Annotated in this window: 27 protein-coding genes and 1 pseudogene; 15 read left to right on the forward strand and 13 right to left on the reverse strand. The window is 70.8% G+C overall.

Going from position 1 to position 26,345, the window contains the following annotated elements:
• Nucleotides 1–50: 50 nt before the first annotated feature.
• The gene (locus ABLE88_RS14970; protein WP_348832479.1) at nt 51–1,742 is read left to right on the forward strand and encodes an acyl-CoA dehydrogenase family protein; all 1,692 of its coding nucleotides are present in this window, start codon (nt 51–53) and stop codon (nt 1,740–1,742) included.
• A gap of 44 nt (nt 1,743–1,786) precedes the next feature.
• Here ABLE88_RS14970 and ABLE88_RS14975 read toward each other — a convergent pair whose 3' ends face one another.
• Together ABLE88_RS14975 and ABLE88_RS14980 are read right to left on the reverse strand one after the other, a co-directional pair.
• Nucleotides 1,787–2,029 carry a helix-turn-helix domain-containing protein gene (locus ABLE88_RS14975; RefSeq protein ID WP_348832480.1) on the reverse strand — a complete coding sequence of 81 codons (243 nt, stop codon included), beginning with the start codon at nt 2,027–2,029 and terminating at the stop codon, nt 1,787–1,789.
• A gap of 26 nt (nt 2,030–2,055) precedes the next feature.
• Entirely contained in the window at nt 2,056–2,610 is a 555-nt protein-coding gene (locus ABLE88_RS14980; protein WP_348832481.1) for a DUF2975 domain-containing protein, read from the reverse strand.
• A 72-nt stretch (nt 2,611–2,682) separates the two neighbouring features.
• On the opposite strand from ABLE88_RS14980, the gene ABLE88_RS14985 reads away from it, so the two are divergent.
• Nucleotides 2,683–3,288, forward strand: coding sequence for a hypothetical protein (locus ABLE88_RS14985; protein WP_348832482.1), 606 nt, complete (start codon nt 2,683–2,685; stop codon nt 3,286–3,288).
• Between the two features lie 4 nt (nt 3,289–3,292).
• Here the strand turns inward: ABLE88_RS14985 and ABLE88_RS14990 are convergent, their stop codons facing one another.
• Nucleotides 3,293–3,808: a prolyl-tRNA synthetase associated domain-containing protein gene (locus tag ABLE88_RS14990; RefSeq protein WP_348832483.1), complete on the reverse strand. Its 516-nt coding sequence runs from the start codon at nt 3,806–3,808 to the stop codon at nt 3,293–3,295.
• A gap of 290 nt (nt 3,809–4,098) precedes the next feature.
• On the opposite strand from ABLE88_RS14990, the gene ABLE88_RS14995 reads away from it, so the two are divergent.
• From ABLE88_RS14995 to ABLE88_RS15005, 3 genes and pseudogenes are all read left to right on the forward strand, one after another.
• Nucleotides 4,099–4,956, forward strand: coding sequence for a hypothetical protein (locus tag ABLE88_RS14995; protein WP_348832484.1), 858 nt, complete (start codon nt 4,099–4,101; stop codon nt 4,954–4,956).
• A gap of 201 nt (nt 4,957–5,157) precedes the next feature.
• A complete protein-coding gene (gene ppc / locus ABLE88_RS15000) occupies nt 5,158–7,938 on the forward strand; it encodes a phosphoenolpyruvate carboxylase (RefSeq protein ID WP_510182903.1) in 2,781 nt (926 codons plus the stop codon).
• Nucleotides 7,939–8,048: 110 nt separating this feature from the next.
• Nucleotides 8,049–8,621, forward strand: a pseudogene (locus ABLE88_RS15005) (cytochrome-c peroxidase); the annotation flags it as partial.
• 54 nt (nt 8,622–8,675) lie between these two features.
• On the opposite strand, the gene ABLE88_RS15010 reads toward ABLE88_RS15005, so the two are convergent.
• Entirely contained in the window at nt 8,676–9,005 is a 330-nt protein-coding gene (locus ABLE88_RS15010) for a hypothetical protein (protein ID WP_348832486.1), read from the reverse strand.
• Between the two features lie 176 nt (nt 9,006–9,181).
• Nucleotides 9,182–9,718: a hypoxanthine phosphoribosyltransferase gene (gene hpt / locus ABLE88_RS15015; RefSeq protein WP_348832487.1), complete on the reverse strand. Its 537-nt coding sequence runs from the start codon at nt 9,716–9,718 to the stop codon at nt 9,182–9,184.
• Between the two features lie 133 nt (nt 9,719–9,851).
• Here hpt and ftsE point away from each other — a divergent pair, with 133 nt between their 5' ends.
• The 5 genes from ftsE to ABLE88_RS15040 all read left to right on the forward strand — a co-directional run bounded on the left by ftsE (nt 9,852) and on the right by ABLE88_RS15040 (nt 13,549).
• Nucleotides 9,852–10,511: a cell division ATP-binding protein FtsE gene (gene ftsE, locus ABLE88_RS15020; protein WP_348832488.1), complete on the forward strand. Its 660-nt coding sequence runs from the start codon at nt 9,852–9,854 to the stop codon at nt 10,509–10,511.
• Nucleotides 10,498–11,472 carry a cell division protein FtsX gene (locus tag ABLE88_RS15025; protein WP_348832489.1) on the forward strand — a complete coding sequence of 325 codons (975 nt, stop codon included), beginning with the start codon at nt 10,498–10,500 and terminating at the stop codon, nt 11,470–11,472. The genes ftsE and ABLE88_RS15025 overlap by 14 nt, the downstream gene beginning before the upstream one ends.
• 146 nt (nt 11,473–11,618) lie before the next feature.
• Nucleotides 11,619–12,251 (forward strand): YdcF family protein, encoded by a 633-nt coding sequence (locus ABLE88_RS15030; RefSeq protein ID WP_348832490.1) that lies wholly within the window; start codon nt 11,619–11,621, stop codon nt 12,249–12,251.
• Nucleotides 12,252–12,282: 31 nt separating this feature from the next.
• A complete protein-coding gene (locus ABLE88_RS15035; protein WP_348832491.1) occupies nt 12,283–13,041 on the forward strand; it encodes a lysophospholipid acyltransferase family protein in 759 nt (252 codons plus the stop codon).
• Nucleotides 13,042–13,123: 82 nt separating this feature from the next.
• Nucleotides 13,124–13,549: a hypothetical protein gene (locus ABLE88_RS15040; protein ID WP_348832492.1), complete on the forward strand. Its 426-nt coding sequence runs from the start codon at nt 13,124–13,126 to the stop codon at nt 13,547–13,549.
• A gap of 24 nt (nt 13,550–13,573) precedes the next feature.
• Here the strand turns inward: ABLE88_RS15040 and ABLE88_RS15045 are convergent, their stop codons facing one another.
• Nucleotides 13,574–14,185: a gamma-glutamylcyclotransferase gene (locus tag ABLE88_RS15045; protein ID WP_348832493.1), complete on the reverse strand. Its 612-nt coding sequence runs from the start codon at nt 14,183–14,185 to the stop codon at nt 13,574–13,576.
• Nucleotides 14,186–14,276: 91 nt separating this feature from the next.
• Between ABLE88_RS15045 and ABLE88_RS15050 the strand changes: the two genes are divergently transcribed.
• Entirely contained in the window at nt 14,277–15,389 is a 1,113-nt protein-coding gene (locus tag ABLE88_RS15050) for a DUF2125 domain-containing protein (RefSeq protein ID WP_348832494.1), read from the forward strand.
• 11 nt (nt 15,390–15,400) lie between these two features.
• Here the strand turns inward: ABLE88_RS15050 and ABLE88_RS15055 are convergent, their stop codons facing one another.
• A complete protein-coding gene (locus ABLE88_RS15055; protein WP_348832495.1) occupies nt 15,401–16,990 on the reverse strand; it encodes a DUF2339 domain-containing protein in 1,590 nt (529 codons plus the stop codon).
• Between the two features lie 264 nt (nt 16,991–17,254).
• Between ABLE88_RS15055 and argB the strand changes: the two genes are divergently transcribed.
• The gene (gene argB, locus ABLE88_RS15060; protein WP_348832496.1) at nt 17,255–18,154 is read left to right on the forward strand and encodes an acetylglutamate kinase; all 900 of its coding nucleotides are present in this window, start codon (nt 17,255–17,257) and stop codon (nt 18,152–18,154) included.
• A gap of 30 nt (nt 18,155–18,184) precedes the next feature.
• On the opposite strand, the gene ABLE88_RS15065 is transcribed toward argB, so the two are convergent.
• Nucleotides 18,185–18,706 carry a GNAT family N-acetyltransferase gene (locus ABLE88_RS15065; protein ID WP_348832497.1) on the reverse strand — a complete coding sequence of 174 codons (522 nt, stop codon included), beginning with the start codon at nt 18,704–18,706 and terminating at the stop codon, nt 18,185–18,187.
• Nucleotides 18,707–18,849: 143 nt separating this feature from the next.
• Complete coding sequence (locus ABLE88_RS15070) at nt 18,850–19,620, reverse strand: Bax inhibitor-1/YccA family protein (protein ID WP_348832498.1); 771 nt, start codon at nt 19,618–19,620, stop codon at nt 18,850–18,852.
• Nucleotides 19,621–19,921: 301 nt separating this feature from the next.
• Between ABLE88_RS15070 and ABLE88_RS15075 the strand changes: the two genes are divergently transcribed.
• A complete protein-coding gene (locus ABLE88_RS15075; RefSeq protein ID WP_348832499.1) occupies nt 19,922–20,716 on the forward strand; it encodes a hypothetical protein in 795 nt (264 codons plus the stop codon).
• Here ABLE88_RS15075 and ABLE88_RS15080 read toward each other — a convergent pair.
• The gene (locus ABLE88_RS15080; protein ID WP_348832500.1) at nt 20,694–21,605 is read right to left on the reverse strand and encodes a DMT family transporter; all 912 of its coding nucleotides are present in this window, start codon (nt 21,603–21,605) and stop codon (nt 20,694–20,696) included. The two genes, ABLE88_RS15075 and ABLE88_RS15080, sit on opposite strands and share 23 nt — an antisense overlap.
• 97 nt (nt 21,606–21,702) lie before the next feature.
• Between ABLE88_RS15080 and ABLE88_RS15085 the strand changes: the two genes are divergently transcribed.
• Nucleotides 21,703–22,566, forward strand: coding sequence for a LysR substrate-binding domain-containing protein (locus tag ABLE88_RS15085; RefSeq protein WP_348832501.1), 864 nt, complete (start codon nt 21,703–21,705; stop codon nt 22,564–22,566).
• Between the two features lie 28 nt (nt 22,567–22,594).
• Here the strand turns inward: ABLE88_RS15085 and ABLE88_RS15090 are convergent, their stop codons facing one another.
• From ABLE88_RS15090 to ABLE88_RS15100, 3 genes are all read right to left on the reverse strand, one after another.
• On the reverse strand, nt 22,595–23,548 hold the full coding sequence (locus tag ABLE88_RS15090; protein ID WP_348832502.1) for a glucokinase: 954 nt from the start codon (nt 23,546–23,548) through the stop codon (nt 22,595–22,597).
• A gap of 80 nt (nt 23,549–23,628) precedes the next feature.
• A complete protein-coding gene (locus ABLE88_RS15095) occupies nt 23,629–24,519 on the reverse strand; it encodes a cation diffusion facilitator family transporter (protein ID WP_348832503.1) in 891 nt (296 codons plus the stop codon).
• A 127-nt stretch (nt 24,520–24,646) separates the two neighbouring features.
• Nucleotides 24,647–25,354 (reverse strand): sulfate transporter family protein, encoded by a 708-nt coding sequence (locus tag ABLE88_RS15100; protein WP_348832504.1) that lies wholly within the window; start codon nt 25,352–25,354, stop codon nt 24,647–24,649.
• Between the two features lie 335 nt (nt 25,355–25,689).
• Between ABLE88_RS15100 and ABLE88_RS15105 the strand changes: the two genes are divergently transcribed.
• The gene (locus tag ABLE88_RS15105; RefSeq protein WP_348832572.1) at nt 25,690–26,247 is read left to right on the forward strand and encodes a TetR/AcrR family transcriptional regulator; all 558 of its coding nucleotides are present in this window, start codon (nt 25,690–25,692) and stop codon (nt 26,245–26,247) included.
• Nucleotides 26,248–26,345 lie beyond the last annotated feature (98 nt).

Below are 26,345 nucleotides of genomic sequence, written 5' to 3' on the forward strand. Positions count from 1 at the left end.
GGGGCAAGGATAGGCAGTTCCGCATTGCACAATCTGGGAGTGATCCGTCCATGTCCGCCAGCGCCGCCCTCCGGTCCCCGGCCGCCGAACCCCTTGACGCGGTGTCCCTCGGCCGTGCGGCCACGGACCGCCTGGAGAAGCTGCTGGCGGAGGCCACCTCCGGCGTGCGCGCGCGGGTGAGCGAGGCGGGCCGCCTCTCGCCGGCGCTGCTGGAAGCCGAGCAGCGCGCCACCCACGGCCTCGCCTGGCTGGCGACCTACGTCTTCTCGGTGCGCGAGCTGGTCCATTATGCGGACCGGCTGAGCGAGATGGGCAAGTTCGGCGCGCTCGAGACGCTCATCGTCCAGATCGGCCTCGGGGAATATGTGGCCCAGATTCTGGGCGGCATCCCCATGAGTCAGGGCGAGACCGTGCGCCTCGCCGACCTCTACGTGCCGCAGGAGACGCAGGAGGCGCTGCGCGCCGATCCGGCCATCGCGGCGCTGATCGCCGGGGGCAACACGGCGGCGAGCCGGGCCGCGCTCGCCGACATCGTGCGCGCCGCCCATCCCACCGGCACCATCGGCGAGGCGGGCCTCGACGAGACCATGGAGGCGATGCGCACCGAGATGCACCGCTTCGTGGAGGCGGAGGTGGCCCCCTACGCCCACGACTGGCACCTGAAGAACGACTACATCCCGCTTCAGATCATCGCCCAGCTCTCCGAGATGGGCGTGTTCGGCCTCACCATTCCGGAGGAATTCGGCGGCCTCGGCCTGCCGAAGGAAGCCATGTGCGTGGTCACCGAGGAGCTGTCCCGCGGCTATATCGGCGTCGGCTCGCTCGGCACCCGCTCGGAGATCGCGGCCGAGCTCATCCTCGCCGGCGGCACGGACGCGCAGAAGGGCCATTTCCTGCCCAAGATCGCCTCCGGCGAAATCCTGCCCACGGCCGTCTTCACCGAACCCAACACCGGCTCCGACCTCGCCTCGCTGCGCACCCGCGCGGTGAAGGAGGGTGACGTCTACAAGGTCTCCGGCAACAAGACCTGGATCACCCATCCGGTGCGCGCCGACATCATGACGCTGCTGGTGCGCACCAATCCGGCCGAGCCCGGCTACAGGGGGCTGTCCATCCTGCTGGCCGAGAAGCCGCGCGGCACCGACGAAGATCCGTTCCCGGCGCAGGGCATGACCGGCGGCGAGATCGAGGTGCTCGGCTATCGCGGCATGAAGGAATACGAGATCGGCTTCGACGGCTTCGCCGTGCCGGCGGCGAACCTGCTCGGCGGCGAGGAGGGTCAGGGCTTCAAGCAGCTCATGACCACCTTCGAGAGCGCCCGCATCCAGACCGCCGCGCGCGCCGTGGGCGTCGCCCAGGCGGCCATGGAGGTCGGCCTGAAATATGCCGAGGAGCGGATCCAGTTCGGCAAGCCGCTGATCGCCTTCCCGCGCGTCGCCGACAAGATCGTGATGATGGCGGTGGAGACCATGATCGCCCGCCAGATCACCTATTTCGCCGCCCGCGCCAAGGACGAGGGGCGCCGCACCGACCTCGAGGCCGGCATGGCCAAGCTGCTGGGCGCCCGCGTCGCCTGGGCGGCGGCGGACAACGCGCTGCAGATCCACGGCGGCAACGGCTTCGCGCTCGAATATCCGGTCTCGCGCATCCTGTGCGACGCGCGCATCCTCAACATCTTCGAGGGCGCCGCCGAGATCCAGGCCCAGGTGATCGCCCGCCGCCTGCTGGACGGCGGCAACTGAGGGCGCGGGGCGGCGCATCGCCGCCTCTCGGGGGCGGGTGCGGCTCAGCCCGCCTCGCCTTCCCCTTCCCCTTCCCCTTCCTCTCCCGGCAGATATTCCAGGATGTCCCCCGGCTGGCAGCCGAGGGCCTCGCAGATGCGCGCCAGCGTGTCGAAGCGCACGCCGCGCACCTTGCCGGACTTCAGCAGCGAGACGTTCTGCTCGGTGATGCCGATGCGCTCGGCGAGCTCGCGCGAGCGCATCTTGCGCCGCGCGAGCATGACGTCGAGATTGACCACGATGGGCATGAGGCTTCCCGCCCTTCCTGTCCGGCCTAGATGAAGCCTTCATTTTCCCGCGCGATGCGGGCCGCCTCGCGCATCACCGCGCCGACGCCGATCACCAGCAGCCCCACCAGCACCGATATCACGTCATGGCTCGACAGGCTGACGGCGACGACGCGCTTGCCGGCGGGGTTGCCGTAGGTCAGCGTCAGGCCGAGCAGGGTCGATACCAGCGGATTGATGAGCGCCTGGAGCGCCACCGCCGCGCCGAACCGCTCCAGACGTTTGGCAAGGGTCTCCGACACCGTCTCGCCCTGCCCGAAATCGCGGAAGATCAGGCGCACCTCGTTGAGCCCGTAGGCGAGGATCGCGAGTGGCACCGTCGAGATCAGGAACCCCAGCGTCCAGCTCAGGCCGTTCAGCGCCATCGGAAAGCCGGAGATGCCCACGCGTGGCGCCACCGTGGCCTCGATCCAGGCCGGGTTGAGCCAGATGCCGAGACCGCCGGCGACCAGGGCCACCAGGACGACGAGGGTGACCATGGAGAGCAGCCGTCCGCGCCGCCGAAGGCGGGCGAGGCGGGGATCGAGAACGCTGTGCGACATGATGGGACCTTTCCTTGACGCATTCATAAATTATCGTAAAACGATAAATATTCAACTGCTAATGAGATCCCAATGCGATCGCTCCTTGCCTGGCCCGCCGCTCTTGCCCTGCTCCTTCTCGCCGCGGGCTGTTCGCACATCCCGCTCACCAGTCTTCCCAAGCTCGCGAGCCTCGATCCGGCGGCGCTCGATCTGTCGGCGTTGCGGGCGGCGATGCGCGCGCCGGACACGCTGCGTCCCGAGCCGGGCGGCGCCACCTTGACCATGTCGTTCTGGGTCGCCGGGGCGGAGACGCGAAAGACCACCATCGACGCGGCGCTGGAGGAAGATACCGCCGTCGCGCGCGCGGCCTTGAAGGCGGAAGAGAAACCGGGTTTCCGCATCACCGTGTTCCGGCTCTCCGAGGACGGACGCCGCCGGCTTGAGGCGGCCCGCGATGAGGTGCGGAATCTGAAGGCGCGCGAGGCCACGACAGGAAGCCGCGTCCGGGGCTCGCTCTCGGTCGGCGCGAAAGCCTGCGCCGCCGGCGCGCTGCCTGATGGGCCGCTTCTGCTCAGCACCTATCTGCGGACCGAACCCACGGGCGACTTCATTCCCCTGACGGTGGACCTCGATGTGAAGGCGCTCGCCGCGCAGGCCGGCGCCGGAGCGCCGCCGATCGAGCCCTGCGCCCCGTGAGCGGTCAGCTCTGCGCCGCCGCCGGCGGGGGCGGCACGTCTATCTCCTGCGCCAGATGCCCGGTCAGCTTCAGGAACGCCTTCAGCGCCTCCGGCGCGAGCACGGTGGTGCGGGTGTTGGTGAGCGGGTGGCAGCCGATGGCCTCGGCGCGCAGCAGCGTGCGGTCGATGGCGAAATTGACCAGCCGGGCCTCGTCGTTGGCGAGCGCCAAAAGGCTCACCGAGCCCGGCAGCACGCCGAGCAATTCGTAGAGCGCCTCGGGCGCGGCGAAGGAGAGCGAGCCGCGCGCGCCCAGGGGCTCGCGCAGCGCCTTCAGGTTCACCGGCGCGTCCTCGGCCACGGTGAGCAGGAAATAACGCTTCTTCCCGTCGCGCAGGAACAGGTTCTTGGTCTGCACGCCGGGCAAGGTGCCGCGCAGCGCCTTCGATTCCGCCACCGTGCGCAGCGGCGGATGATCGTAGGTCTCGGCCGCGATGTGGTGGCGTGCCAGAAGGGCGAGGAGGGAATCGGGATCGAGCATGACGGAGCGTAGCTGATGGGCGGTGCCGGCAATAGCCGGAGCGCCGTGTCCTCGGCAAGCCCGCGGCGGTGCCCCTGCCGCAGCGGCAGATGCCCGCGGATTTCGCTTTTCCGCCAGCGGGCGCGAGGCTAGTTTGACAGCAACGCGGAGCGCAGGGCGCTGCGATCTCCCCGCATTCCGGACCGAGCGGCATGGCACCTTCGACGGTTGGGGCTGCCCGTGCCCCGACGCACCTACCTGATGTCGACGAGGCGGCGTCCTGGCTCGCCGCATGCGCCGGTCCCGACGCCATGGCCAGGATCAGGGCGCACCCGGGGCTGCGCGAGGCCATGCGCGCCGCCGCCGACGGCGTCGTGACGCTCCATGACCACAATCCCCTGCTCAATCGCATTCTCAACGATCGCGGCCGCACGGTGTTCGGCTTCTTCGTGCTCTATCTGGACGCCACGGCCGATGCCGGCGGAATGGGGCTCACGACCGCGCGCATGGTGGCATTGTGCCAGGAGACCGGCCTGTGCAGCCGCGGCCGCGCCAAGGCTCTGCTCGCGCTCATGCGATGGGGCGGCTATCTGGAGCCCGCGGCGCCCCGCGGCGACCGGCGCGCACGCCCGCTCGCCCCCACCGATCGCATGCGCCAGCTGTTCCAGTTGCGCTGGAGGGCCCAGTTCTCCGCACTGCGTGCGCTCGGCGGCGCGGCGGAGGAGAGCCTCGCTTTGCTCGACGAGCCGGAATTCTTCACCCGCCTCGCCGTCTGCTTCGGCTCGGTCTATCGCGCCGGCTTTCGCCTGCTCGACCACGCGCCGAAGCTCGCGACGATCTGTGAGCACGACGGCGGCATGCTGGTGGTCTTCGCCCTGGTCGGCGCGGCGCGCAGCAGCGGGCGGGCGCCGACCGTGACCGGGCTTGCGCGCCGCTTCTCCCTTTCGCGCACCCACGCCTTGCAGATCCTGCGCCACGCCGAGGGGATCGGCCTGGTGGTGCGGGCCGGCATGCTGGAGGACGGCGTGCCCGTCGACGCCGGGCCCGGCTTCGCGCTGACCGCCGAGGGCCATGCGGCCGTCGAGGACTTCGTCGTCGCCATGTTCACCTTGTTCGAATGCTGCGCGAGGTGGGCGCTGCACGCGCACCGCGCCGCCCGCGCGGCGTGAGGATGCAGCGCACAACATCTTTCGCTTCCGCACAAATCGCCTAGACTGATGAGGGGGATGGGGCGCGCCGCGAGGGCGTGCGCCGGAGCCGGGTTCGCGACCGTATGCGCGCGGACGCCGTGTCTCCGTCTCCTGGGAGCGGGCCCGTCACGGGCTCTCGGGTCGGGGGCCGGGAGCGGCCCGGCGTGGCGGGGCATCCAGATGACGAAAGCGGCGGCGATTGCGACCGGAGTGAGCGACACCAAGGACGAGCCCCTGCGCGAGGACATCCGCCGGCTGGGCCGCATCCTCGGCGACACCGTGCGCGCGCAGGAAGGCGAGGAGGTGTTCGACCTGGTGGAGCGCATCCGCCAGATCTCCATCCGCTTCCATCGCGACGACGACGAGGCGGCGCGCGACGAGCTGGAGGGCCTGCTGGCCGGCCTCGATCCCGAGCGGGCGGTGGAGATCATCCGCGCCTTCAGCTACTTCTCCCATCTCGCCAACATCGCCGAGGACGAGCACCACATCCGCCGCAACCGCGCCCACGCCATCGCCGGCTCGGCGCCGCGCGCCGGCAGCCTCGCCCACGCCTTCGGCCGCGCGCGCGAGAAGGGCATCGGCGCCGATGCCCTGATCGCGTTCTTCGCCGGCGCCCATGTGAGCCCGGTGCTCACCGCCCATCCCACCGAGGTGCGCCGCAAGAGCACGCTCAACCGCGAGATGGAGATCGCCGACCTGCTGGAGCGCGCCGAGCGCATGGAGCCGACGCCCCAGGAGCGCGAGGAGCAGGAGGAGGAACTGCGGCGGGCCGTGCTCACCCTGTGGCAGACCGCTCTGCTGCGCCGCATCAAGCTCACGGTGCTGGACGAGGTGGCGAACGGGCTATCCTATTACGACTACACCTTCCTGTCCCAGCTGCCGCGCCTCTATTGCCAGCTGGAGGACCAGCTCGCCCGCATGGCGGGGGACGGGCGCACGGTGGAGCTGCCCTCGTTTCTGCGCATCGGCAGCTGGATCGGCGGCGACCGCGACGGCAACCCCTTCGTCACCGCCGAGGTGCTCTCCGAGACGGTCCGGATGCAGCGCGAGCGGGTGCTCGCTTATTATGACGGCGAGCTGGAGGCGCTGGGCGCCGAGCTGTCGCTCGCCGGCCGCCTCGTTTGCGTCTCCGACGAGCTGACGGCGCTCGCCGCCTGCTCGCCCGACCGCTCGCTGGAGCATCGCGAGGAGCCCTACCGCCTGGTGCTTGCTTACGTGCGTGCGCGGCTTGCGGCGACCGCGCGCCGCCTCGCCGGGCAGGACGCCGCCGCGCCGGCGTCCGACGCCCCCGCCGAGCGGCCCTATGCCGGGGCGGCGGAGCTGAAGGCCGATCTCGACGTGATCCACCGCTCGCTCACCGACAACGGCTCGGCCATCCTCGCGCGCGGGCGGCTGCGCCTGCTGCGGCGCGCGGTGGATTGCTTCGGCTTCCACCTCGCCTGCGTGGACCTGCGGCAGAATTCCGACGTGCACGAGCGCGTGGTGGCGGAGCTGTTCGAGAAGGTCGCCCCCGGCACCAATTATCTCGGCCTCGCCGAGGGCGCGCGCATCGATCTGCTGCTCAAGGAGCTCGCCACCGCCCGCCCGCTGGCCTCCCCGTTCCTCGCTTATGGGGACGAGACGCTCGGCGAGCTGGCGATCCTGCGCACGGCGGCGCAGGCGCATGCCGCCCTCGGCCGCGCGGTGATCCCGAACGCCATCATCTCCAAGGCCGAGGGGGTCTCGGACCTGCTGGAGGTGGCCATGCTGCTGAAGGAGGTGGGCCTCGTGACCGCCGACGGCACGAGCGCGCTCAACATCATCCCGCTGTTCGAGACGATCGCCGACCTCCAGGCCTGCGCCGCGGTGATGGATCGCGCCTTCGCCATCCCGGCCTTTCGCGCGCTGGTGGCGAGCCGCGGCGACGTGCAGGAGGTGATGCTCGGCTATTCCGACAGCAACAAGGACGGCGGCTTCGTCACTTCGGGCTGGGAGCTCTACAAGGCCGAGATCGGCCTCATCGAGGTGTTCCGCAAGCACGGCGTGCGCCTGCGCCTGTTCCATGGCCGGGGCGGCTCGGTGGGGCGCGGCGGCGGCCCGAGCTACGACGCCATCCTCGCCCAGCCGGGCGGGGCGGTGAACGGGCAGATCCGCATCACCGAGCAGGGCGAGATCATCTCGTCGAAATATGCCAATCCGGACGTGGGCCGGCGCAACCTCGAGATCCTGGTCTCGGCGACGCTGGAGGCCTCCCTGATCCAGCCGCAGCACAGCGCCCCGCGGCCGGAATTTTTGAGCGCCATGGAGGAGATTTCAGCGCAGGCGTTCCGCGCCTACCGCGACCTCGTCTACGAGACCGAGGGGTTCGAGGAGTATTTCTGGTCCTCCACCGTGATCTCCGAGATCGCCACGCTCAACATCGGCTCGCGTCCGGCCTCGCGGGCCAAGACCCGCGCCATCACCTCGCTGCGCGCCATCCCCTGGGTGTTCTCCTGGGCCCAGTGCCGGCTGATGCTGCCGGCCTGGTACGGCTTCGGCACCGCGGTGGAGGGGTTCGCCGCGCGCCGGCCGGACTACGGGCTCTCGTTCCTCCAGGCCATGCAGCGGGAATGGCCGTTCTTCCGCACCTTGCTGTCAAACATGGACATGGTGCTCTCGAAGAGCTCGCTGGCGGTGGCCTCGCGCTATGCCGAGCTGGTGCCGGACGAGCGGCTGCGGCGGGAGATCTTCGGCCGCATCCGGGCGGAATACGAGCTGACCATCGCCCACCTCAACGCCATCCTGGGCCAGAGCCGGCTGCTGGAGGGCAACCCGCTGCTCGACCGCTCGATCCGCAACCGCTTTCCCTATCTCGACCCGCTGAACCACCTGCAGATCGAACTCTTGAAGCTCAACCGGGGCAATGGCGGCGACGACAAGGTGCTGCACGGCATCCAGCTCACCATCAACGGCATCTCCGCCGGCCTGCGCAATTCCGGCTGAGCGGGCGGTGGATGAACGCTGTGCGACGATCCGCTCCAGGAGCGCGCGGCTCTTGCGCAGCTGGCTCAAGAATGTTCCGCCGCGCGGTCGCCATTGGGGGTGTGCCATTGGCCGCGTTCCCGGCCGAGCAGGACCCGGTGACCTTCGACAACATGGCGAAGGCGATCGAGGCCCATGAGGCGACCCTGGTGACGCCGGCGCCCTTCGACGGCTTCCTCAACGGCGACGACGACGCGCTCACGGCGGACCAGAAGACCGGCCTTGCCTTGTTCATGGACAAGGGCTGCGCGGCCTGCCACAGCGGCGTCAACGTGGGCGGCCACGGCTATCATCGGTTCGGCTTGGTGGAAAAGCCCGGGGCGGAGATCCTGCCGGCCAACGACAAGGGCCGCTTCGCCGTCACCAAGACCGCGGACGACGAATAGGTCTACCGCACGGCGCCGCTGCGCAACGTCGCCGTCACCGCGCCCTATTTCCACTCCGACAATGTGTGGAATCTGGAGCAGGCGGTGGCCATCATGGGCACCTCGCAGCCCGGCGCCGACCTCGACCCGCAGGAGGTGAAGCTCGTCACCGCCTTCCTTTATTCGCTCACCGGCAAGGCGCCGCAGGTGGTCTATCCGGTGCTGCCGGCGGAGATGGCGGCGCCCCCGAGGCCCACCGCCGAGGTGGTGAAGCCCTGACCACCGCCGAGGCGGGGCGGGCGCCGGCGGCGCCCGCATCCCGCGGCCGGGCCGCTATTGGCAGGCGCAGCTGTAGGAGGACGCGCGCACCTCCTGCTTGCCGAAGGGCACCATGCACACATTGGCCCAGTGGGGCGTCAGGTTGAAGCCCGGGCGCCAGCCTTCGCCGTTATGGTTGGCCGCGCAGACATAGAACAGGTTCTGGCTGTTCTTCCAGGCACCGGTCGTGACCGGCTCCATGCGTTTCATGCCGCAGACGTCGCGGCAGGACTGGCCGTTGGCCTGATGCCACACCACGTCGGCCGAGGCCGGCCCGGCGGCCAGCAGCAGGGCGGCCAAAGGCAGCGCGGCGAGAGCCGCCACGGGCAAAAGATGGATGCGCATGTTCGAGGACCCCCCGGGCGCGGCCGCCCGGCGCGCAGAGATCCCGCCCGCAATGCAGTCGACGCCGCGCCGGACCTGCGTGCCGGCTCCGACCCCGGCGCGCCAGCGTTCTGCCGGGCGCGAGAGTGCCGAGAGCGATTCCACAAGCTTGGCCGTTCGGCAAGAGGCCGCGGGGCTCAGTCCAGCCCCTCGAGATGGCCGATGAACGGCAGCTGCCGGCAGGCGTGGGCGACGTCCATGCCGTAGCCCACCACGAACAGGTCGGGGCAGGCGAAGCCGACGAAGTCGGCGTCGATCTGCACCGCCCGCTTGCCCGGCTTCTCCAGCAGCACGCACACCAGCACCCGGCGCGCCCCGCGCGCCATCAGCAGGTCCTTGGCGAAGGCGAGGGTGCGGCCGGATTCCAGGATGTCGTCGATCAGCAGCACGTCGCGCTCGCGCACGTCGCTCTCGATGTCCTTCAGGATCGTCACCTGGCCCGACGAGATGGTGGCCTCCCGGTAGGACGACAGATGCACGAACTCCACCTCGGGCGTCAGGCCGGAGGCGTGGAGCGCGCGCAGCAGATCGGCGGCGAACATGAAGGACCCCTTCAGCACCGCGACCGCCAGCAGGCGCTCGGGCCGCGCCAGCGCGATCTCAGCGGCGAGGGCGTGGTTGCGGGCGGCGATGCGGTTCTCGTCGTAGAGGACGGTGATCTTGGGCAGCGACATGGTTCCTCGTCAGGGGGGCGTCGAGCATGGACCGCCGCTCCGGGCGCGTCCAGGGGCGGGGCGGTTTCGCCGCGCCCCGCTTGGTTTATGCTTGTCGTGGTGCGGCTTGGACGATTCGCGGGGGGTGGCGGCGTTGGTCCGGTTCGAAAATGTGGGATTGCGGTACGGGATGGGACCCGAAGTGCTGAAGGACGTGTCCTTCGGCATCGAGCCCAATTCGTTCCAATTCCTCACCGGACCGTCGGGCGCCGGCAAGACCACGCTGATGCGCCTCATGTTCTTGTCGCTGAAGCCGACAAGGGGGCTCATCACCCTGTTCGGCCGCGACGTGTCCTCGCTCGACCCCGACGAGGTGGCCGTGCTGCGCCGGCGGATCGGCATCGTGTTCCAGGATTTCCGCCTGCTCGACCATCTCACCACCTACGAGAACGTGGCCCTGCCGCTGCGCGTGCTCGGCAAGGACGAGTCGAGTTACCGCGCGGAGGTGACGGAATTGCTTCAGTGGGTGGGGCTGGGCGACCGGACCGACGTCCTGCCCCCGGTGCTCTCCGGCGGCGAGAAGCAGCGCGCCGCCATCGCCCGCGCGCTCATCGGCCGGCCGGAGTTCCTGCTCGCCGACGAGCCCACGGGAAACGTGGACCCGACGCTGGCGCGGCGCCTGCTGCGCCTGTTCATCGAGCTCAACAAATCGGGCACATCGGTGCTCATCGCCACCCACGACATCGCGCTCATGGACCAGTTCGACGCGCGGCGCCTCGTGATCGCGGACGGACGGCTCTATGTCTACGACTGAGACCGAACGGGTCGAGAGGGCCATCTCCGGCGCCCCGCCTGGGGCGGCGGGCCGGCCGGCGCGGCCCTCGCGCGCCGCCGCCATCGTGCCGCGCGCCACGGTGGCCGGGCGGGCGCTGGTGGCGGTGGTGGCGATCATGACCTTCCTCGCCTCCATCACCATCGGCACCGCCCTCGCCGTGCGCGCCACCGCCACCGAATGGCGCTCCGACGTGAAGCGCGAGGTGACGATCCAGGTGCGCGCCGGCGAGAAGGCGGCGACCGACGCCCAGGTCCAGGCGGCGGTGGACCTCGCCAAGGCGACGGCGGGCATCGCCGCGGTCCATGTGCTCACGCCCGAGGAGACTTCGCGGCTGCTCGAGCCCTGGCTCGGCAGCGGCCTCGACCTCGCCGATCTGCCGGTGCCGCGGGTGATCGTGCTGCGCCTCGACGGCACCGGCCGGGCCGACCTCGCGCGGCTGAAGCGGACCTTGTCCGACCGCATCCCCACCGCCAGCCTGGACGATCACCGCGCCTGGTCGGAGCGGCTCGGCCTGATGGCGCAGAGCGTCACCGTCACCGGGGCGGGCCTGCTGGGCCTGGTGGCGCTCGCCACCATCCTCACCGTGGTGTTCGCCACCCGCGCGGCGGTAGCCACAAACCGCGCGGTGGTGGAGGTGCTGCATTTCGTGGGCGCCCGCGACGGCTTCATCGCCGCCCAGTTCCAGCGCCATTTCCTGCGCATCGGCGCCGAGGGCGGGCTGATCGGCGGGCTGTCGGCGTGCGCCGTGTTCCTCGCCATCGCCTTCCTGCCGCGCTCCGGGCTGCTGTCCACCGGGGAGGACCAGTCGGCCTTCCTCGGCTGGCTCGATCCCGGTCCCCTCGGCTTCGCCGGCATCGGCCTCGCCGTGGTGACGGTGGCGCTCGCCACCGCGCTCACCTCGCGGATGACCGTTTACCGGACGCTGAGGACAATTCAATGAGGCGCGCGGCAGGCGAGCGCGCCGCCCCGACGTCCTCGCGAGCGCCGCATTCCGGCGTCATTGTCCGTCGCATGAGCCTGTCCAACGGAGCCCTGGCGCCGCGCCGGGCGGAAACGGAAGGGGGCAAGGCCGGGAGGCCGCGCGCTTTGCTGCGCCGTGCGCTGACGCTCGCGGTCCTGGCGGTGGGGCTCGTGGTTGTCGCCGGCGTCGCCGGCTTCCTGGTCTTCACCGCCCAGATCGCGGCGCGCGAGCCGTCGAGCGTGAAGAAGGCGGACGCCATCGTCGTGCTCACGGGCGGCGCCTCGCGCATTCCCGATGCCCTGGCGCTGCTCGCCGAGGGTCACGGCCGGCGGCTGCTGATCACCGGCGTCAATCCCGCCACCTCGCCGGACATGCTGCGCGGTAGCCTGACCGGCCAGGACGGCGACGCGCTCATCACATGCTGCGTCGATCTCGGCCACAGGGCCCTGAACACGCTGGGCAACGCCATCGAGGCGGCGGAATGGACGCGCAGCCTGCGCTTCCGCTCCATCCTGGTGGTGACCAGCTCCTGGCACATGCCGCGGGCGATGCTGGAGCTCGGGCGCGCCTTGCCCGAGGTGGAGTTTGTGCCCTATCCCGTGGTTTCCACGCGGATGCAGGCGGAGCAATGGTGGCGCGATCTCCCGACCTTGAAGCTGATCCTCAAGGAATACCTCAAGTACGTCATGGCTGCGGTCAAGATTCGGCCCGCCCCGGCGGTGGCCGCGCCCGGCGCGCAGGCGCGCGCGGCGCCGTAAGGGACCCGGCGGGCTGCGGGAGCGCGACGCCGTGACGGCCATCCGCTCGGCCCTGTTCCAGGTGGCCTTCCATGTCGTGACCCTCCTCTACATGCTGGCGCTGCTGCCGGCTTTGCCCTTCATCTCGCGGCAGACCCTGTGGCGGATCGGCGTGCTCGGCTGGGTGCGCGCGGTGGCGGTCCTGCTGCGCGTCCTGGTCGGCATCCGCGCCGAGGTGACGGGCACCGAGCACATTCCCGAAGGACCGCTGCTGATCGCCGCCAAGCACCAGTCGGCGTGGGAGACGCTGGCGCTGCTGCCCTATTTCTCGGATCCCGCCTTCATCCTGAAGCGCGAGCTGATGAGGATCCCGATCTTCGGCTGGTTCGCCGCCAAGGCGCGCATGATCCCGGTGGACCGCTCGGCCGGCTCCGCCGCGCTGAAGGCGATGACGCGCGCCGCCCGCGCCGAGATCGCCGGCGGGCGGCAGATCCTGATCTTCCCGGAGGGCACGCGGCGTCCGCCGGGCGCCCCGCCGGCCTACAAGTTCGGCGTCGCCCATCTTTATGCCAGCCTCGGCGTGCCGTGCCTTCCGGTGGCGCTCAATTCCGGTCTCTATTGGCCGCGCCGGGCGCTGAACTTCCGGCCCGGAACCATCAAGGTGGAATTCCTGCCGGCCCTGCCGCCGGGGCTGCGGCGCGAGGAGTTCCTCGCCCGCATGGAGCGCGAGATCGAGACCGCGAGCGACCGCCTCCTGGCCGAAGGCCGCGCCGCGCTGGCCGAGGCGCCGGGCACCGGACGGGAGGGATGAGAGGCCCGGTGGAAACGCCCTGTTATCCACACTCTGTGGAAAACTCTTGAAGGCCTGCGGCCGCCGTTCTAGTTTCGTTCTCATGAACGCGACTGATTCGCTCCTCCTTCCCCTGGCCGATGCGGGCCGGCTCAACGGCCTGAAAAACGGCGCTTTGGGTGCGCGCTACCGCTTCTGGCGGGACGCGGACGGTGTCCGCCACGTATTCTCGGTCTACCCGGCCGACCAGGCGCCCGAATATCCGGACGCCATCGCTTTGGTCACCCGCCGCACGCCGGCGGGGCCGATCGCCATGTGGGCCGGCCGGCCCGGCGCCGACGCCCGGCGCATGGCCGAGCGGCTGGAGGCCGAGGAAATCCACATCCACGTGTTCGGCGATGCGCCGGCCCCGGCGCTGCGCGGGCTGATCCGCGAACGCGCCCCGATCGAGCGCGAACGCGCCCAGCCGCGCCAGACCGGCACCGCCATGCCGCTCGGCCTCGCCATCACCCGACGCGCCGCCGCCTGAGCGGCGACGCCGGCGGCGGGACCCTCAGGCGCCGTGGCGCGGGCGCAGCTGGTGCGCGATCCAGGTGAGCCCCGGATCGGCGAGGCCGAGCGCCTCCAGCGCCGCCACGGTGGCCACCACATAGTCGGCATTGGGTCCCGATTTGCCGTGCGAGCGCCGCACCAAAGCCAGTTGCTCCTCGAGCCCGAGCCCGCGGGCATATTGGGGATGGGCCCGGTTCACCAAATAAGCGAGCGCCGGCTCGTCCCGGCGCGAGCCGTCCAGCAGCCGGATGCGGCGGGTGCATTCGCGGTAGACCCCGGAAATCTGCTCCCGCGCCGTCAGATAGGCGTCGACCTGCGGCCAGTCGCTTGCCGCAACGCGATAGGCGATGCCTCGGCATGCGCCGCCGAGATCGAGCCCCAGCACCAGGCCCGGATGCTCCGGCGTGCCGCGATGGTGGAACGAATACACGCACAGCGCCCGGTGCGCGCCGATGAGCCGGGCCTCGCACCGCTCGGCGAAGGGGAAGCCCGGATTCCACATCAGGGAACCATAGGCGAAGACCCAGGGATCCCGCGCCAGATCGCCCCCCGGCGCGTTGGGCGGGGGCGCGGCGTTGGGCCGATCGCTCGGCGGCACATGATCCGACGGCATGCGGCACGGCTCGTAGGGGAACGTTGACAGACGGCGAAGAGCGTCGCCTAACAGCGCCGGAGCCCCGCCGCAAGCACGAGCCAGGTCGCCGATGTCCGATCAAGCCGCACCGCCCGTCCGCAGGAAGTCCTGGGTCGTCTTCGTTCCCCTCGCCGTGTTTGTCCTTTTGGCCGCGGTGTGGAGCGGCGTGTGGTTCTATGGCTCGAACCGCGCCGAGCGCGAGATCGACGCCTGGATCGCCCGCGAGGGCCGGCTCGGCCGGATCTGGAATTGCGCCGAACGCCATCTTGCCGGCTATCCGTTCCGCTTCGAGCTGAAGTGCCGCGGCCCGAGCCTGGAGACGCGCGGCGGCGATCCCATCGTCGTCACCGCCGCCTCGGCCCAGGCGGTGGCCCAGATCTGGGCGCCGAGCCACATCGTCGCCGAGTTCGAGCCGCCCGCCCGCGTGGTGGACCGGGGCACCGGCAAGACCTACGCGGCCACCTGGTCGCTGCTGCAGATGAGCGGGGTGGGCGACCTCTCCGGTCGCCCCCAGCGCTTCTCGCTCCAGGTCACCGAGCCGCGCCTCGAGGAGGCGCGCGACGCCGGGCCGGGGGCGCCCCCGACCACCCCGGCAGCGGGCTCCGCGGCGGGGACGGCGGCCGCAAACCCGGTGCTGGGCGCACATCTGTTCGAGTTCCACGTGCGCCGGACGCCGGGCGTGGAAGGCTCGATCGACAGCGTCGACTACGCCATCGGGGTGAAGAATGCGCGCGCCGCGGTGCTCGATCTCGCGGGCAGCCCCGGGCCGCTGGACATGACCGTCCAGGGCACGGTGACGGCGGCGGCGGACCTGCGCCCCATGGCGGTGGAGCAGCGCCTCAAGGCCTGGGCCGCGGCCGGCGGCGTCGCCCGCCTCGACCGGCTGACGCTGACCACCCCCTCCGTTGCCGCCACCGCCTCCGGCACCCTCTCGGTCGACACGGCGGGCCTGCTCAACGGCAATCTGGACCTCGGCTTTGCCGGCTTCCAGGAACTGGTCGCGGGGCTCGGCCGGGCGCGCGCGATTCCCTCGGACCTCGCCCCCATCGTCGGCGCCCTCGCCATGGTCGGCAAGCCGGCCACGGTGGAAGGCCGCAAAGGGGTGAGCTTCGCCCTGACCTTTTCCAAGGGGGCGCTGAAGTTCGGCCCGCTGCCGGTGGGGTTCGTGCCGCCCTTGTTCTGAGGCGGGCGGGCTCAGCCGCCGGGCGGGATCACCTCGTAGAGCTGGAACCGTTCGCCCGCGAAGCGCAGCTTCAGGCGGTCCGGGTCCGGGTTCGGCGCGTCCGGTTCGGTGAACAGCACATAGAGATAGTCGAAGTTCTGCGGCCACAGGTCCCAATAATGGGGCCCGTCGACGGAGGGCTCGTCCGCGGCGAGCAGCAATTGCTCCACCTGCGGCGGCGTGCCGTCCTCGGTGTCCACGCTGAAGGCGTAGGGCCGGTTCACGCGCAGGATCTGCTTGCCCTTGACGGTGAAGGCGGTCGAGACCAGGGACGACCTCTCGATCATGGCGAGGCAGGCGGCGTGCATCAGTCCTAGGTCGCGCACGTCCTGGCCGCCGGTGACGTCGCCATAGGCCACCAGCACCCGCGAGCCGGTCCGGATGTCGCCCACCGAGCGGCGGAAGTCGAAGGTCCAGCGGGTGAGCTGGTCCCACACCACCTGCACCTCGGCGACGCGCACGCCGATCATCACCAGCAGCACCACCAGGAAGCCGCGCCGCGCGAGCCGGTGCCTGAGGTCGACGCCGACGGTGGCGAGCACCATGAAGGCGATGGCGACCGGGATGCGCTGGTCGGCCATGTAGGTGGCGAAGGCGACGCGCGGCATGGCGAGATAGACCGCGCCCGAGACCAGCAGCAGCGGCGCGAGCAGCGGGTGGATGCGCAGCAGCCGGTGCCGCGCGGCCCAGACGCCCGCCGCCACCACGATCGCCGTGAGCGCGAACGCCACGTAGTCGAAATAGACATTGAGGACGAGCTCGATGCCGTCGATCTTGCCCTTCGGCTCCCAATAGTTCTCGCCCGAAAGGCCCCAGGTGGGGCTGGCGAGCATCAGCGGCACGGTCGCCGCGAACGGCAGTCCGGCGGCGACGAAGGCGGCGAGCCGCGGCCCGAGCGGGCGGCCGTGCCCCTGCCACAGGCGCAGGGCCTCGTAGGCGAGGACGCCGATGGCGTAGATGCCGGCCGCCACCAGATGGCAGAAGAACAGCACCACCACGAATGCGGTCGAGACCGCAAAGCGCCACGGCCACGGCTTCTCGCGCAACGCCACCCAGGCGGCCAGCGCGCACAGGGCAAGGCCGATGCCGAAATAATAGTTCATCACGCCGATCAGGAAGACGCCGTTATAGAGCAGCGGGAAGGCGAGCAGCTGCAGCGAGGACCAGCGCCCGAACAAGGCGCGATGCAGCGCCATGGAGCCGCCGGCGATGAGCGCGAAGCACATCAGCGTGTAGATCTCGCCTGCCGCATAGACGCTGGTGACGTGGTCGATCACCGGCACCACGAGGTCCATCATCAGGTTCGGGATCACCGCCCATTCGAGGCTGTAGAAGCGGGCGAGGTCGGCGTCGTGCGGCAGCACCGCGATCACCCGCATGCGGGCGAGGTGGTTCACATAGTCCGACAGCGGCGGGATCGGGTGGGTCACGATCGGGATCGCCACCAGCGCGAGGCAGGCCAGGAAGGCGAACGCAATGGCGCCGCCCGGCAGATCGTGCGCCGGGCGGCGCCAGGACGGCGGGCCGGCGGGCGGGGCGGAGGGAGCGGCTCTTGCGTCCATGGATCGGGCCCTGCGGGAAGGACGGCGGCCGCGCCGCGCCGCGCGCCGATGCGCCGGAGCGATGCCGCCAGGGTGCGCTCTTGACAGCCAGATTGTGGTGCCGCCAAGGCCCGCCGATGGCCGTGCGCGGGCCATCGCCGCCTGCCCCGGCGTCGCTGCCCGGCAGGCGCCGGTCTTTCCCGCCGCCGGTGAACCGGCTAGAAGGTCCGCGGCCGGCGCCCGCCTGCCGCCGGCGCACCGCCAGACCCCGAGAGCGAGCCTTCCATGAGCGAGCCGATCCCCGCCACCGAGGCGCAACTCCAGGCCGAGGTCCTGGCCCGGGCGCTGCCGCACATGCAGCGTTACGACGATGCCGTCGTGGTGGTGAAATATGGCGGCCACGCCATGGGCAACGAGGACGTGGCGCGCCATTTCGCCCAGGACATCGTGCTGCTCGAGCAGGCCGGCGTGAACCCGGTGGTGGTGCATGGCGGCGGGCCGCAGATCGGCGCCATGCTGGAGAAGCTCGGCATCAAGTCGCAGTTCGCCGCCGGCCTGCGCATCACCGACAAGGCGACGGTGGAGATCGTCGAGATGGTGCTCGCCGGCTCCATCAACAAGCAGATCGTCGGCTTCATCAACGAGGCGGGCGGCAAGGCCATCGGCCTGTGCGGCAAGGACGGCAACATGGTGCGCGCCCGCAAGGCGACCCGCACCCTGGTGGACCCGGACAGCAAGATCGAGCAGGTGGTGGATCTCGGCTTCGTGGGCGAGCCGGACACGGTGGACACCACGGTGCTGGACCAGATCCTCGGCCGCGAGCTGATCCCCGTGCTCGCCCCCGTGGCGGCGGCGGTGGACGGCGGCACCTACAATGTGAACGCCGACACCTTCGCCGGCGCCATCGCCGGCGCGCTCGGCGCCAAGCGCCTGATGCTGCTCACCGACGTGCCCGGCGTGCTCGACAAGTCGAAGGCGCTGATCGAGCGTCTCACCATCGCCGAGGCGCGGGCGCTGATCGCCGACGGCACCATCTCCGGCGGCATGATCCCGAAGGTGGAGACCTGCATCTACGCCCTGGAGCAGGGCGTGGAGGGCGTCGTCATCCTCGACGGCAAGGTGCCCCACGCGGTGCTCTTGGAGCTGCTCACCGACCACGGCGTCGGCACGCTGTTCACCCGCTGATCGGGGCCGCGGGTCCGGCGCGCCGACCCTTCACATTCCTGGAAGGTCGGCCGCGCCGGCGCCGAGCGGGCGCTGCATCAGCACGGTGTCGATCCAGCGGCCGAACTTGAGGCCGGTGGCGACCAGCGTGCCCATGTGGGCGAAGCCGCAGGCGCGGTGCAGCGCGATCGAGCCCTCATTGCCGCTGTCGCCGATCACCGCCACCATCTGGCGGTAGTCGCGCCGCTCGCTGGCCTCGATGAGCGCGGTGAGCAGCGCCCGGCCGAGGCCGCGCCCCTGGAAGCCGGGGGCGACATAGATGGAATCCTCCACCGTGTGCCGGTAGGCCGCGCGCGGGCGGAAGGCGCTGGCATAGGCGTAGCCGGCGAGAACGCCGTCCAGCTCGGCGACGAGATAGGGGCCGCCGTGCGCCGCGATCGCCGCCATGCGGCGCGCCATCTCGTCCTGGCCGGGCGGCACCAGCTCGAAGCTCGCCGTGCCCTCGCGCACGGCCTGGGCATAGATCGCGGTGATGGCGTCGAGGTCGGCGGGGGTGGCGGTGCGGATTTTCATGGGGCTGGTGGCGCGGACGGGCGCCCGCCGGTGTAGACAGGCCGTCGAAGCATACAGCCGCCATCCGGCCACTCAAACAGAAAAGCCCCGGCAGGGCCGGGGCTTTTCCTCGCATTCGCCGGGCCGGCCTTGCGGCCGCCGGATCACTCCTGGTTGCGGCCGCCGAACAGCTGCAGCAGCATCATGAACAGGTTGATGAAGTCCAGGTAGAGCGCGAGCGCGCCCATGATGGCCTTCTTGCCCATGACGGCGGTATCGTCGCCGGCGAAGTACATCTCCTTGATGCGCTGGGTGTCGTAGGCGGTGAGGCCCGCGAACACCAGCACGCCCACGACCGACACGATGAACTGCAGCATCGTGGAGCCGAGGAAGATGTTCACCAACGAGGCGATGATGATGCCGAACAGGCCCATCATCAGGAACGAGCCCATGCCGGAGAGGTCCTTCTTCGTGGTGTAGCCGTAGAGGCTCAGCGCGCCGAAGGAGGCGGCGGTGATGAAGAACACCCGGACGATGCTCTCGTGCGTATAGACGAGAAAGATCGTCGACAGCGAGATCCCCATGATGGCCGCGAACACCCAGAAGGTCAGCTGGGCGGCGGACACGCTCATGCGCTCCACGCGGAAGCTCAGGAAGAACACCGCGCCGAGCGGCGCGAGCATCACCACCCACCGGAACGGGCTCTGGAACAGGAACTGACCCACTGCGGTCAGAGCCATGCGACCGGTGGCCGGATCCGTGGTCACCGCCATCATGAAGGTGCCGAGCGCGGCGGCGCCGGTGATGGCGAGGCCGAGCGCCATATAGTTGTAGACGCTCAGCATATAAGAGCGGAGGCCCTGGTCGATCGCGGCCTCCGAGCGCGCCACCGTCGTGTTCCAACGCCCGGCGACGTTGCGATCATAATCGGACATCGTCGTTCCCCTTAAAGACATTTCCAACCGTCCTGACGCCAACGGGCGCAAGGCGGTCCGGCGCTAATATGGTGGGTTCGAAATGAGGCGGCAAGACGAGGGAAATGAAATTTACGCAAGGTGAGATAACCCGCGCCGCGTGCGGAACGACACAATTGCGGCCTATAGTGTCCCCGGTCGGGGAGCGCGGGCCATGGGGGGGCGCTGGCACGTTGGATCGGGGTGCGGAGGGGGGCCGGGCGCGCGCCGCGCGCGGCCGCCGGGCCATGCGCGCGGGCGGCGGCCAATCGGCTGGCGCATCTTGTGTCTCGTCGCCTGTCCCGTCCTCTGTCTGGCGCTCGCGCCGAGCGCGGCGCAGGCCGGAGCCTGGACGCTCGGGGCCGGCGAGGGCCAGATCATCCTCCAGACCACCGCCGCGAGCGCCAACCAGGAATTCGGTCCCTCCTCGGACCTGCTCTCGAGCCGGCCTTACGAGAAGGTGGAGGTGGACCTCGTCTTCGAATATGGCGCCACCGACTGGCTGACGCTGATCGCCGCGCCGCAATTCCTCGCCGTCCATCTGGGGGCGCCGGCGCCCGCCTCCTATGCCGGGCCGGGCTATACCAGCCTCGGCGGCCGGGTGCGGCTCTATCAAAGCGGGGCGGGCGCTCTCTCCGCCCAGGTGGTGGCGCGCATTCCCGGCACCGGAAGCTCGCAGAGCGCCGCCGCGGTGGGTTATGAGGACGCCGAGCTCGATCTGCGCCTGCTCGCCGGTGTCTCGTTCGAGATGTTCGGCAAGCCGGCTTATGTCGATCTCCAGGCGGCCCAGCGCCAGCGCTACGGCCCGCCGCCGGACGAGTTCCGTCTCGACGCGACGCTGGGCGTGCGGGTGGCGGAGCGCTGGCAGCTGCTGGTGCAGTCCTTCAACGTGATCTCGGAGGGCGCCGGGGAGGGGCCGTTCTTCGGCGTCTCCTACGCCTATTACAAGCTCCAGCTCGGCGCCGCCTACGACTGGTCGGCGGCGCTGACGCTCCAGCTCGCGGTGGTGGGCACCTATTTCGCCCGCAACGCGCCGCAGGAGAACGGCCTGGTCCTCAGCGCACAATACCGCTTCTGACCGCGCGGCCTGCGGTGACGAGGCGGATGCCGAGCGCAATGGGCACGATGCCAAGCAAATCGAGCGGCGGCACGCGCTCGCCCAGCAGCAGCCAGCCGAACAGGAGGCCGAGCGGCGGCATCAGGAAATGCAGCGCGCTCGCTTTGGTGGCGCTCGCCCGCGACAGGATGAAGAACCACAGGCTGAAGCCGGCGACCGAGGCGCCCAGCGTGAGATAGAGGAAGGCGGCGGCGAGCGGCAGCGAGGGCTGGATCGCGCCGACAGTCTCCGTCAGCAGCGCCGCCGGCGCGAGCGCGAGGCCGCCCGCCAGGGACTGGATGCCGCTGCCCATCCACAAAGGCGCGCCGGTGCGCACCAGCTTGAACAGCAGCGTCGCGGCAGCGAGCGTCACGAGGGCGGCGAGCACGAACAGGGTGCCGGTCACGTCCTCCGCCCCGCCGCCGAGGCGCGAACGCACCACCATCGCCACTCCCGCCATGCCGAGGGCGAGGCCCGCGAGCTTCAGCGGCCTGAGCCGCTCGCCCAGGAGCGGCCCGGCCGCGAGCGCGGTGAGCAGCGGATTGGCGCTGATGAGGACCGCCGTGAAGCCGGAAGAGACAGTGGTCATCCCCACATAGCTGAGGCCGAGATAGCAGGCATTGTTGAGCACGCCCATGAGCGCGAGGGCGGCCACCTCCCGCGCCGGGATCCGCCGCAACTGCCCGAAGAGGGCGCAGGCGCCGAGGATGAGCGTGCCGGCGAGCAGGAAGCGCCCCGCGAGCAGCAGCAGCGGCGGGCAATAGATGAGCGCGATCTTCGCCGCCGCGAAGGCCGAGCTCCACAGCAGGCAGAAGGCCAGGATCAGGACCGGCGTGTGGTCCCGGCTGCGCAGGGCGGCGGCGGCGTGCATGGCAAGTCTCCCTGAGGGCAGAGAGCACGGCGCGCTTGCATTTGGAAATTCAATGTTGACATAATCGGCATTCGAAAAATCAATCAGTGCCGCCGCCATGCCGGATCACGACCTTCTGCGGGCCTTCGTCAGTGTGGTGGATGCCGGGGGCTTCACCCGCGCCGGCGCGCGCGTCCACCGCACCCAGTCCACCGTGAGCCAGCAGATCCGGCGTCTCGAGGACCAGCTCGGCCGCCGCCTGCTGCTGCGCGACGGCAAGGGCGTGCGGACCACGGCGGAAGGCGAGGTGCTGCTCGGCTATGCCCGGCGCATCCTCAGCCTCAATGCCGAAGCGGAGGCCGCTCTGGCCGCCGCGCCGCCGGCGCGCATCGTGCGGCTCGGCATTCCCGATGATTTCGCCGTGGCCGCGCTCACCGAAGTGATCTCCCGCTTCGCTTTGGCGCGGCCAGACGTGCGCCTGGCGGTCCAGTGCGCGCTCAGCGCCGACCTGCTGGCGGGCCTCGCGCGCGGCGAGTTCGATCTGGTGCTCGCCAAGCGCGAGCCGATGAGCGGGCCGGCGCACCGGGTCTGGCGCGAGCGCCTGGTCTGGGTCGCGGGCGCGGCGGTGGAGCCCAGGGCCGACGTGGTGCCGCTCGTGGCGTTTCGCCAGGGCTGCCTCTACCGCGCCCGCGCGGTGCATGCCCTGGAGCAAGCGGGGCGGCCCTGGCGCATCGCCTATGAGAGCTCGGCGCTGCTCGGCATCAAGGCGGCGCTGGAGGGCGGGCTCGGCGTCGCGGTGCTCACCCGTCGCGCCATCGATGCCGGACAGCGCATCCTCACCGATACCCGGCTCTGGCCCGACATCGCACCCACCGAACTCGCGCTGTGCGTCAGCGCGGACCTCACCGGCGCGGCGGGCGACCTCGTGGACCTCATCTGCGCGTTCTGCGATGCCGAGGAGGCCCGCCCGCGCGCCGCCTAGGACGGTCCGCCCCTTGCGGACCGCCCGTTCAGGCGCCGGCCGCGCGGCGCGCCAGCATGGCGCGGCCCACCTGCCCCGCGCCCAGCAGGCCGGGGGTGGCGTGCATCACCACCTGGATCGGGATCAAAGTGAGCCGGTCGGTATAAGGCGGGTGATCGTCGAAGGCGGCGCGGAACGGGCTGTCGGCGAACATGTGGGCCATGGCGCGACCCAGCCCCCCGGCGACGAACACGCCGCCTTTGGCCTCGAAGGCGAGCGCCAGGTCGCCCAGCACCCGGCCGAAAATGCGCAGGAACACGTCGCAGGTCTCGCGCTCGCTGCGCTGGCCGTGGACCGCGGCCTTGATGATGGCCTGGGAGGTGAGGCTCTCGCCCGACAGGATGCGGTGCAGCCGCACCAGCCCATGGCCGGAGAGCACGTGCTCCACCGCCACCGGCCCCAGGTCGCGCACCAGATGGGCGATCACGCGGGCCTCGTCGGTGGTCACGGCGCCGAGCCGCATGTGCCCGGCCTCGCTCGCGAGCACGATGTTGCCCTCGGGGCGGGGCAGCAGAACGGCGGTGCCGAGGCCGGTGCCGGGGCCGCAGACCAGCACCGGATCGCCCGGCGTGGCGCGCCCGGCGCCCACTTCGATCAGGTCCTCGCGCGTCAGCAGCGGCACCGCATGGGCGAGCGCGGCGAAGTCGTTGACCACCGCCAGTTCGGCAAGGCCCAGCGCGCGTGCGAGGTCGGCGCGGTTGAAGCGCCAGTCGCGATTGGTGAGGCGCACCTCCTCCCCGTCCACCGGCGCGGCCACGGCGAAGGCGCCGAGCGCGGGGCGGGCGCCGCCGAGGCCGGCGAGATAGGCCCCCGCCAGCTCCTCGAGGCTGGCATAGGAATCGTTGGTCTCGATGCGCACGTCGAACGGCACGCCGTCGGCGCCGGCGCGCGCGAGGCGCGTGGTGGTGCCGCCGATGTCCGCGAGAAGGAGCTTGGAAGGCATGGGCAATCCGGAGGATGCGGGAGGCGGACTTTAAGGGCACGGCGCGGGGAAGGAAATGACCCCGCCGCGCGTGGCGCGGTTCACAGCACCACCACGCCCCTATGCTTGGCCTCGGCTTCCGGTTCCACGTGGATGGTGACCTCGGTGTCGTCCATGTCGGTCTCGAGCGCGCGCTCGATGCGGTCGCAGATGTCGTGGGCGGCGGCGACCGTCATGGAGCCGGGCACCACCAAATGGAATTCCACGAAAGTGATGCGCCCGGCATGGCGGGTGCGCAAATCGTGCGCCTCGATGGCGCCCTCCGCATGGGTGGAGACCAGTTCGCGGATGCGGGCCACCACGTCCGGCGGCGGCGCGGCGTCCATCAGCCCGCCGACCGATTCCCGCATCAGGCCCCAGCCGGTCCACAGCACGTTGAGCGCCACCAGGCCGGCCAGAATGGGATCGAGCTGCGGCCAGCCGGTGACCGGCACCAGCACGAAGCCGGCGAGCACGCCGGCCGAGGTCACCACGTCGGTCAGGATGTGCTTGCCGTCGGCCACCAGAGCCGGCGAGCGGTTGGCCCGGCCCACCCGCAGCAGCACCAGGCACAAGACCGCGTTGAGGGCGGTGGCGGCGCCGTTGAGCAGCATGCCCTTCAGCGGCTGTTCGGGCAGACGCGGATCCTGGAAGCCGAAATAGGCCTCGCGCATGATGGTGAACGCCGCGAGCACCACCAGGACGCCCTCGATCACCGCCGAGATGTATTCCGCCTTGTGGTGACCATAAGGATGGTTGGCGTCCGCCGGCTGGGCCGAGATGTGCAGCGCCACCAGAGCGGTGCCCGACGCGGCCACGTTGATGATGCTCTCCAGCGCGTCGGAGAGCAGCGCCACCGATCCAGTAACCAGGTAGGCGAGCGTCTTGAGGCCGAGCACCGTGAGGCCGACGCCGACGCTTGCCACCGCCACCCAGAGCGTGGTGCGTTTCATCTACGCCTCCCGGCGCGCGAGATGGAAGAAGTCGTCCCCGGGCGCGCCTCGGTCCGCGCCTCGGCCCGCATCCCGCGCTGTAGCCCGGTTCCGGCCGCGGCGCAACATGAGCGCGCCGGCGGCCTCCTCAGGAGGCTTCGGCCGTGGCCTCGATGCGCTTGGCGCCCGGCGCCGGCAGCGGCGCGAGCCGCCGGTGCAGGTGAACCATGTAGGCGGTGCCGAACACCGGCATGATGAGGTTGAGGATCGGCACCAGGAGGATGGGGCAGATGATGAGGCCGGCGAGGAAGATCGCCGGGGCGTTCGCGCGCCGCAGCGCCCGCGCCTCCTCCGGCGTGCGATAGCGCATGGCCGCCATCTCGAAATATTCCCGGCTGAGCAGGTAGGCGTTCGCCACGTAGAACACCACCAGATTGACGCCCGGCACCAGCAGCAGGAGCACCGCGGCGAGGTTCACCGCCAGCACCACGCCGAAGAAGCGCAGCGTGAAGGCCACCGAACGCAGCACCGGCTGCGGGCGGCCGGGCGGCGCGTCGGGATAGCTCTGCGCCTCCACCCGCTCCGCCACGTCGTCGGCGAAGAAACCCGCCACCAGCGAGGACGCCGCCGGCACCAGGTAGAACACGCCGAACACCAGGCCGAGCCCCGCCACCACGGCGAGCGTGGTCTCGATCCACGGATAGCTCGGGATGTCGACGAAATAAGCGAGCGCCGCCTCGAGGCCGATGGCGAGCGCCGCCAGCACCAGGATGGCGAGGGCGACGGACTTGAGCAGCAGGCCGCGCAGGAGCGGCGAGAAGGTCTGGCCCAGGGCTAGGAAGGCGGCGGCGAACATGGGACGTCCCGGTGGCGGTCAGGTGCAGAGGTAAGCGCTCGCGGCCGGTCTCTCAAGGGCGGGGCCGGCCACGGCACGTCCCGGGGGGCGGGGAAGGCTGCGGGCGCGATCCGCGCGACCCGCGCGGACCGGCCGGCCGCGGCCACAGGCAGCGAGAGTGAACGTTCATTCTTGCGCCGGCGCCGGGGTTGCGCTAGACGAGAGCGAACGTTCATTCGCTGCCGGAGTCCTCCGCCCTGCCCCACACCACCGCGCCCGCCGCCGCCGGCCCCGACATCGCGGCGCTCGAGACGGGCGCGTCGGCGCCCAAGCGCAGCCCCCAGCAGCAGCGCATCCTGGCCGCCGCCATGGCCTGCTTCGCCCGCGACGGCTTCCACGGCGCCTCCATGCAGAAGATCTGCGCCGAGGCCGGCATGAGCCCAGGCGCGCTCTACCGCCATTTCCCCTCCAAGGAGGCGATCATCGCCGCCATCGTCGAGGACGAGCGCGCCGACCGCCTGCACGTGTTCGACGAGGTGCGCAAGGCGCCCACCATCCTGGGCGGGCTGATGGGATGCCTGCGCCAGCTGCTGGAGGAGCAGACGCTGCCCACCGCCACGCTGGGTCCGGAGATCATGGCGGAAGCCATCCGCAACGCGCCGCTGCGCGCCGCGGTGGAGCCGTGCGAGGAGGAGACGCGCGTCCATCTGAGAGCGGCGCTGGAGGAGGCGGTCGCGCGCGGCGAGATCGACCCCGGCCTGTCGCTCGACGAGGTGATGATCCTGCTCCAGATCATGGGCGACGGCATCATCCTCAACCACCAGCTCCACCCCGAATGGCGGATCACCGCGCGCCTGCCGGACATCCACCGCCTGGTGGTGCGGATGCTCGCTCCCGCCGGCAGGGAGGGCTGAGCATGGCGTCCGCCGCCCCCGTCCACCCGGATAAGCGAAGTGGCGGCGCGCGCGCGTCCGGCCACGGGATTGCCGTCGTTCGCCACCATGTTGCGCCG

This window comes from Xanthobacter luteus (assembly GCF_040049235.1).
In the GTDB taxonomy this organism is placed as follows: domain Bacteria; phylum Pseudomonadota; class Alphaproteobacteria; order Rhizobiales; family Xanthobacteraceae; genus Xanthobacter.

Coding starts and splice junctions, on each gene's coding strand:
- ABLE88_RS14970 (WP_348832479.1), top strand. CDS start 51: ATGTCCGCCAGCGCCGCCCTCCGGTCCCCGGCCGCCGAACCCCTTGAC.
- ABLE88_RS14975 (WP_348832480.1), bottom strand. CDS start 2,029: ATGCCCATCGTGGTCAATCTCGACGTCATGCTCGCGCGGCGCAAGATG.
- ABLE88_RS14980 (WP_348832481.1), bottom strand. CDS start 2,610: ATGTCGCACAGCGTTCTCGATCCCCGCCTCGCCCGCCTTCGGCGGCGC.
- ABLE88_RS14985 (WP_348832482.1), top strand. CDS start 2,683: ATGCGATCGCTCCTTGCCTGGCCCGCCGCTCTTGCCCTGCTCCTTCTC.
- ABLE88_RS14990 (WP_348832483.1), bottom strand. CDS start 3,808: ATGCTCGATCCCGATTCCCTCCTCGCCCTTCTGGCACGCCACCACATC.
- ABLE88_RS14995 (WP_348832484.1), top strand. CDS start 4,099: ATGGCCAGGATCAGGGCGCACCCGGGGCTGCGCGAGGCCATGCGCGCC.
- ppc (WP_510182903.1), top strand. CDS start 5,158: ATGACGAAAGCGGCGGCGATTGCGACCGGAGTGAGCGACACCAAGGAC.
- ABLE88_RS15010 (WP_348832486.1), bottom strand. CDS start 9,005: ATGCGCATCCATCTTTTGCCCGTGGCGGCTCTCGCCGCGCTGCCTTTG.
- hpt (WP_348832487.1), bottom strand. CDS start 9,718: ATGTCGCTGCCCAAGATCACCGTCCTCTACGACGAGAACCGCATCGCC.
- ABLE88_RS15025 (WP_348832489.1), top strand. CDS start 10,498: ATGTCTACGACTGAGACCGAACGGGTCGAGAGGGCCATCTCCGGCGCC.
- ABLE88_RS15040 (WP_348832492.1), top strand. CDS start 13,124: ATGAACGCGACTGATTCGCTCCTCCTTCCCCTGGCCGATGCGGGCCGG.
- ABLE88_RS15045 (WP_348832493.1), bottom strand. CDS start 14,185: ATGCCGTCGGATCATGTGCCGCCGAGCGATCGGCCCAACGCCGCGCCC.
- ABLE88_RS15050 (WP_348832494.1), top strand. CDS start 14,277: ATGTCCGATCAAGCCGCACCGCCCGTCCGCAGGAAGTCCTGGGTCGTC.
- ABLE88_RS15055 (WP_348832495.1), bottom strand. CDS start 16,990: ATGGACGCAAGAGCCGCTCCCTCCGCCCCGCCCGCCGGCCCGCCGTCC.
- argB (WP_348832496.1), top strand. CDS start 17,255: ATGAGCGAGCCGATCCCCGCCACCGAGGCGCAACTCCAGGCCGAGGTC.
- ABLE88_RS15065 (WP_348832497.1), bottom strand. CDS start 18,706: ATGAAAATCCGCACCGCCACCCCCGCCGACCTCGACGCCATCACCGCG.
- ABLE88_RS15070 (WP_348832498.1), bottom strand. CDS start 19,620: ATGTCCGATTATGATCGCAACGTCGCCGGGCGTTGGAACACGACGGTG.
- ABLE88_RS15080 (WP_348832500.1), bottom strand. CDS start 21,605: ATGCACGCCGCCGCCGCCCTGCGCAGCCGGGACCACACGCCGGTCCTG.
- ABLE88_RS15085 (WP_348832501.1), top strand. CDS start 21,703: ATGCCGGATCACGACCTTCTGCGGGCCTTCGTCAGTGTGGTGGATGCC.
- ABLE88_RS15090 (WP_348832502.1), bottom strand. CDS start 23,548: ATGCCTTCCAAGCTCCTTCTCGCGGACATCGGCGGCACCACCACGCGC.
- ABLE88_RS15095 (WP_348832503.1), bottom strand. CDS start 24,519: ATGAAACGCACCACGCTCTGGGTGGCGGTGGCAAGCGTCGGCGTCGGC.
- ABLE88_RS15100 (WP_348832504.1), bottom strand. CDS start 25,354: ATGTTCGCCGCCGCCTTCCTAGCCCTGGGCCAGACCTTCTCGCCGCTC.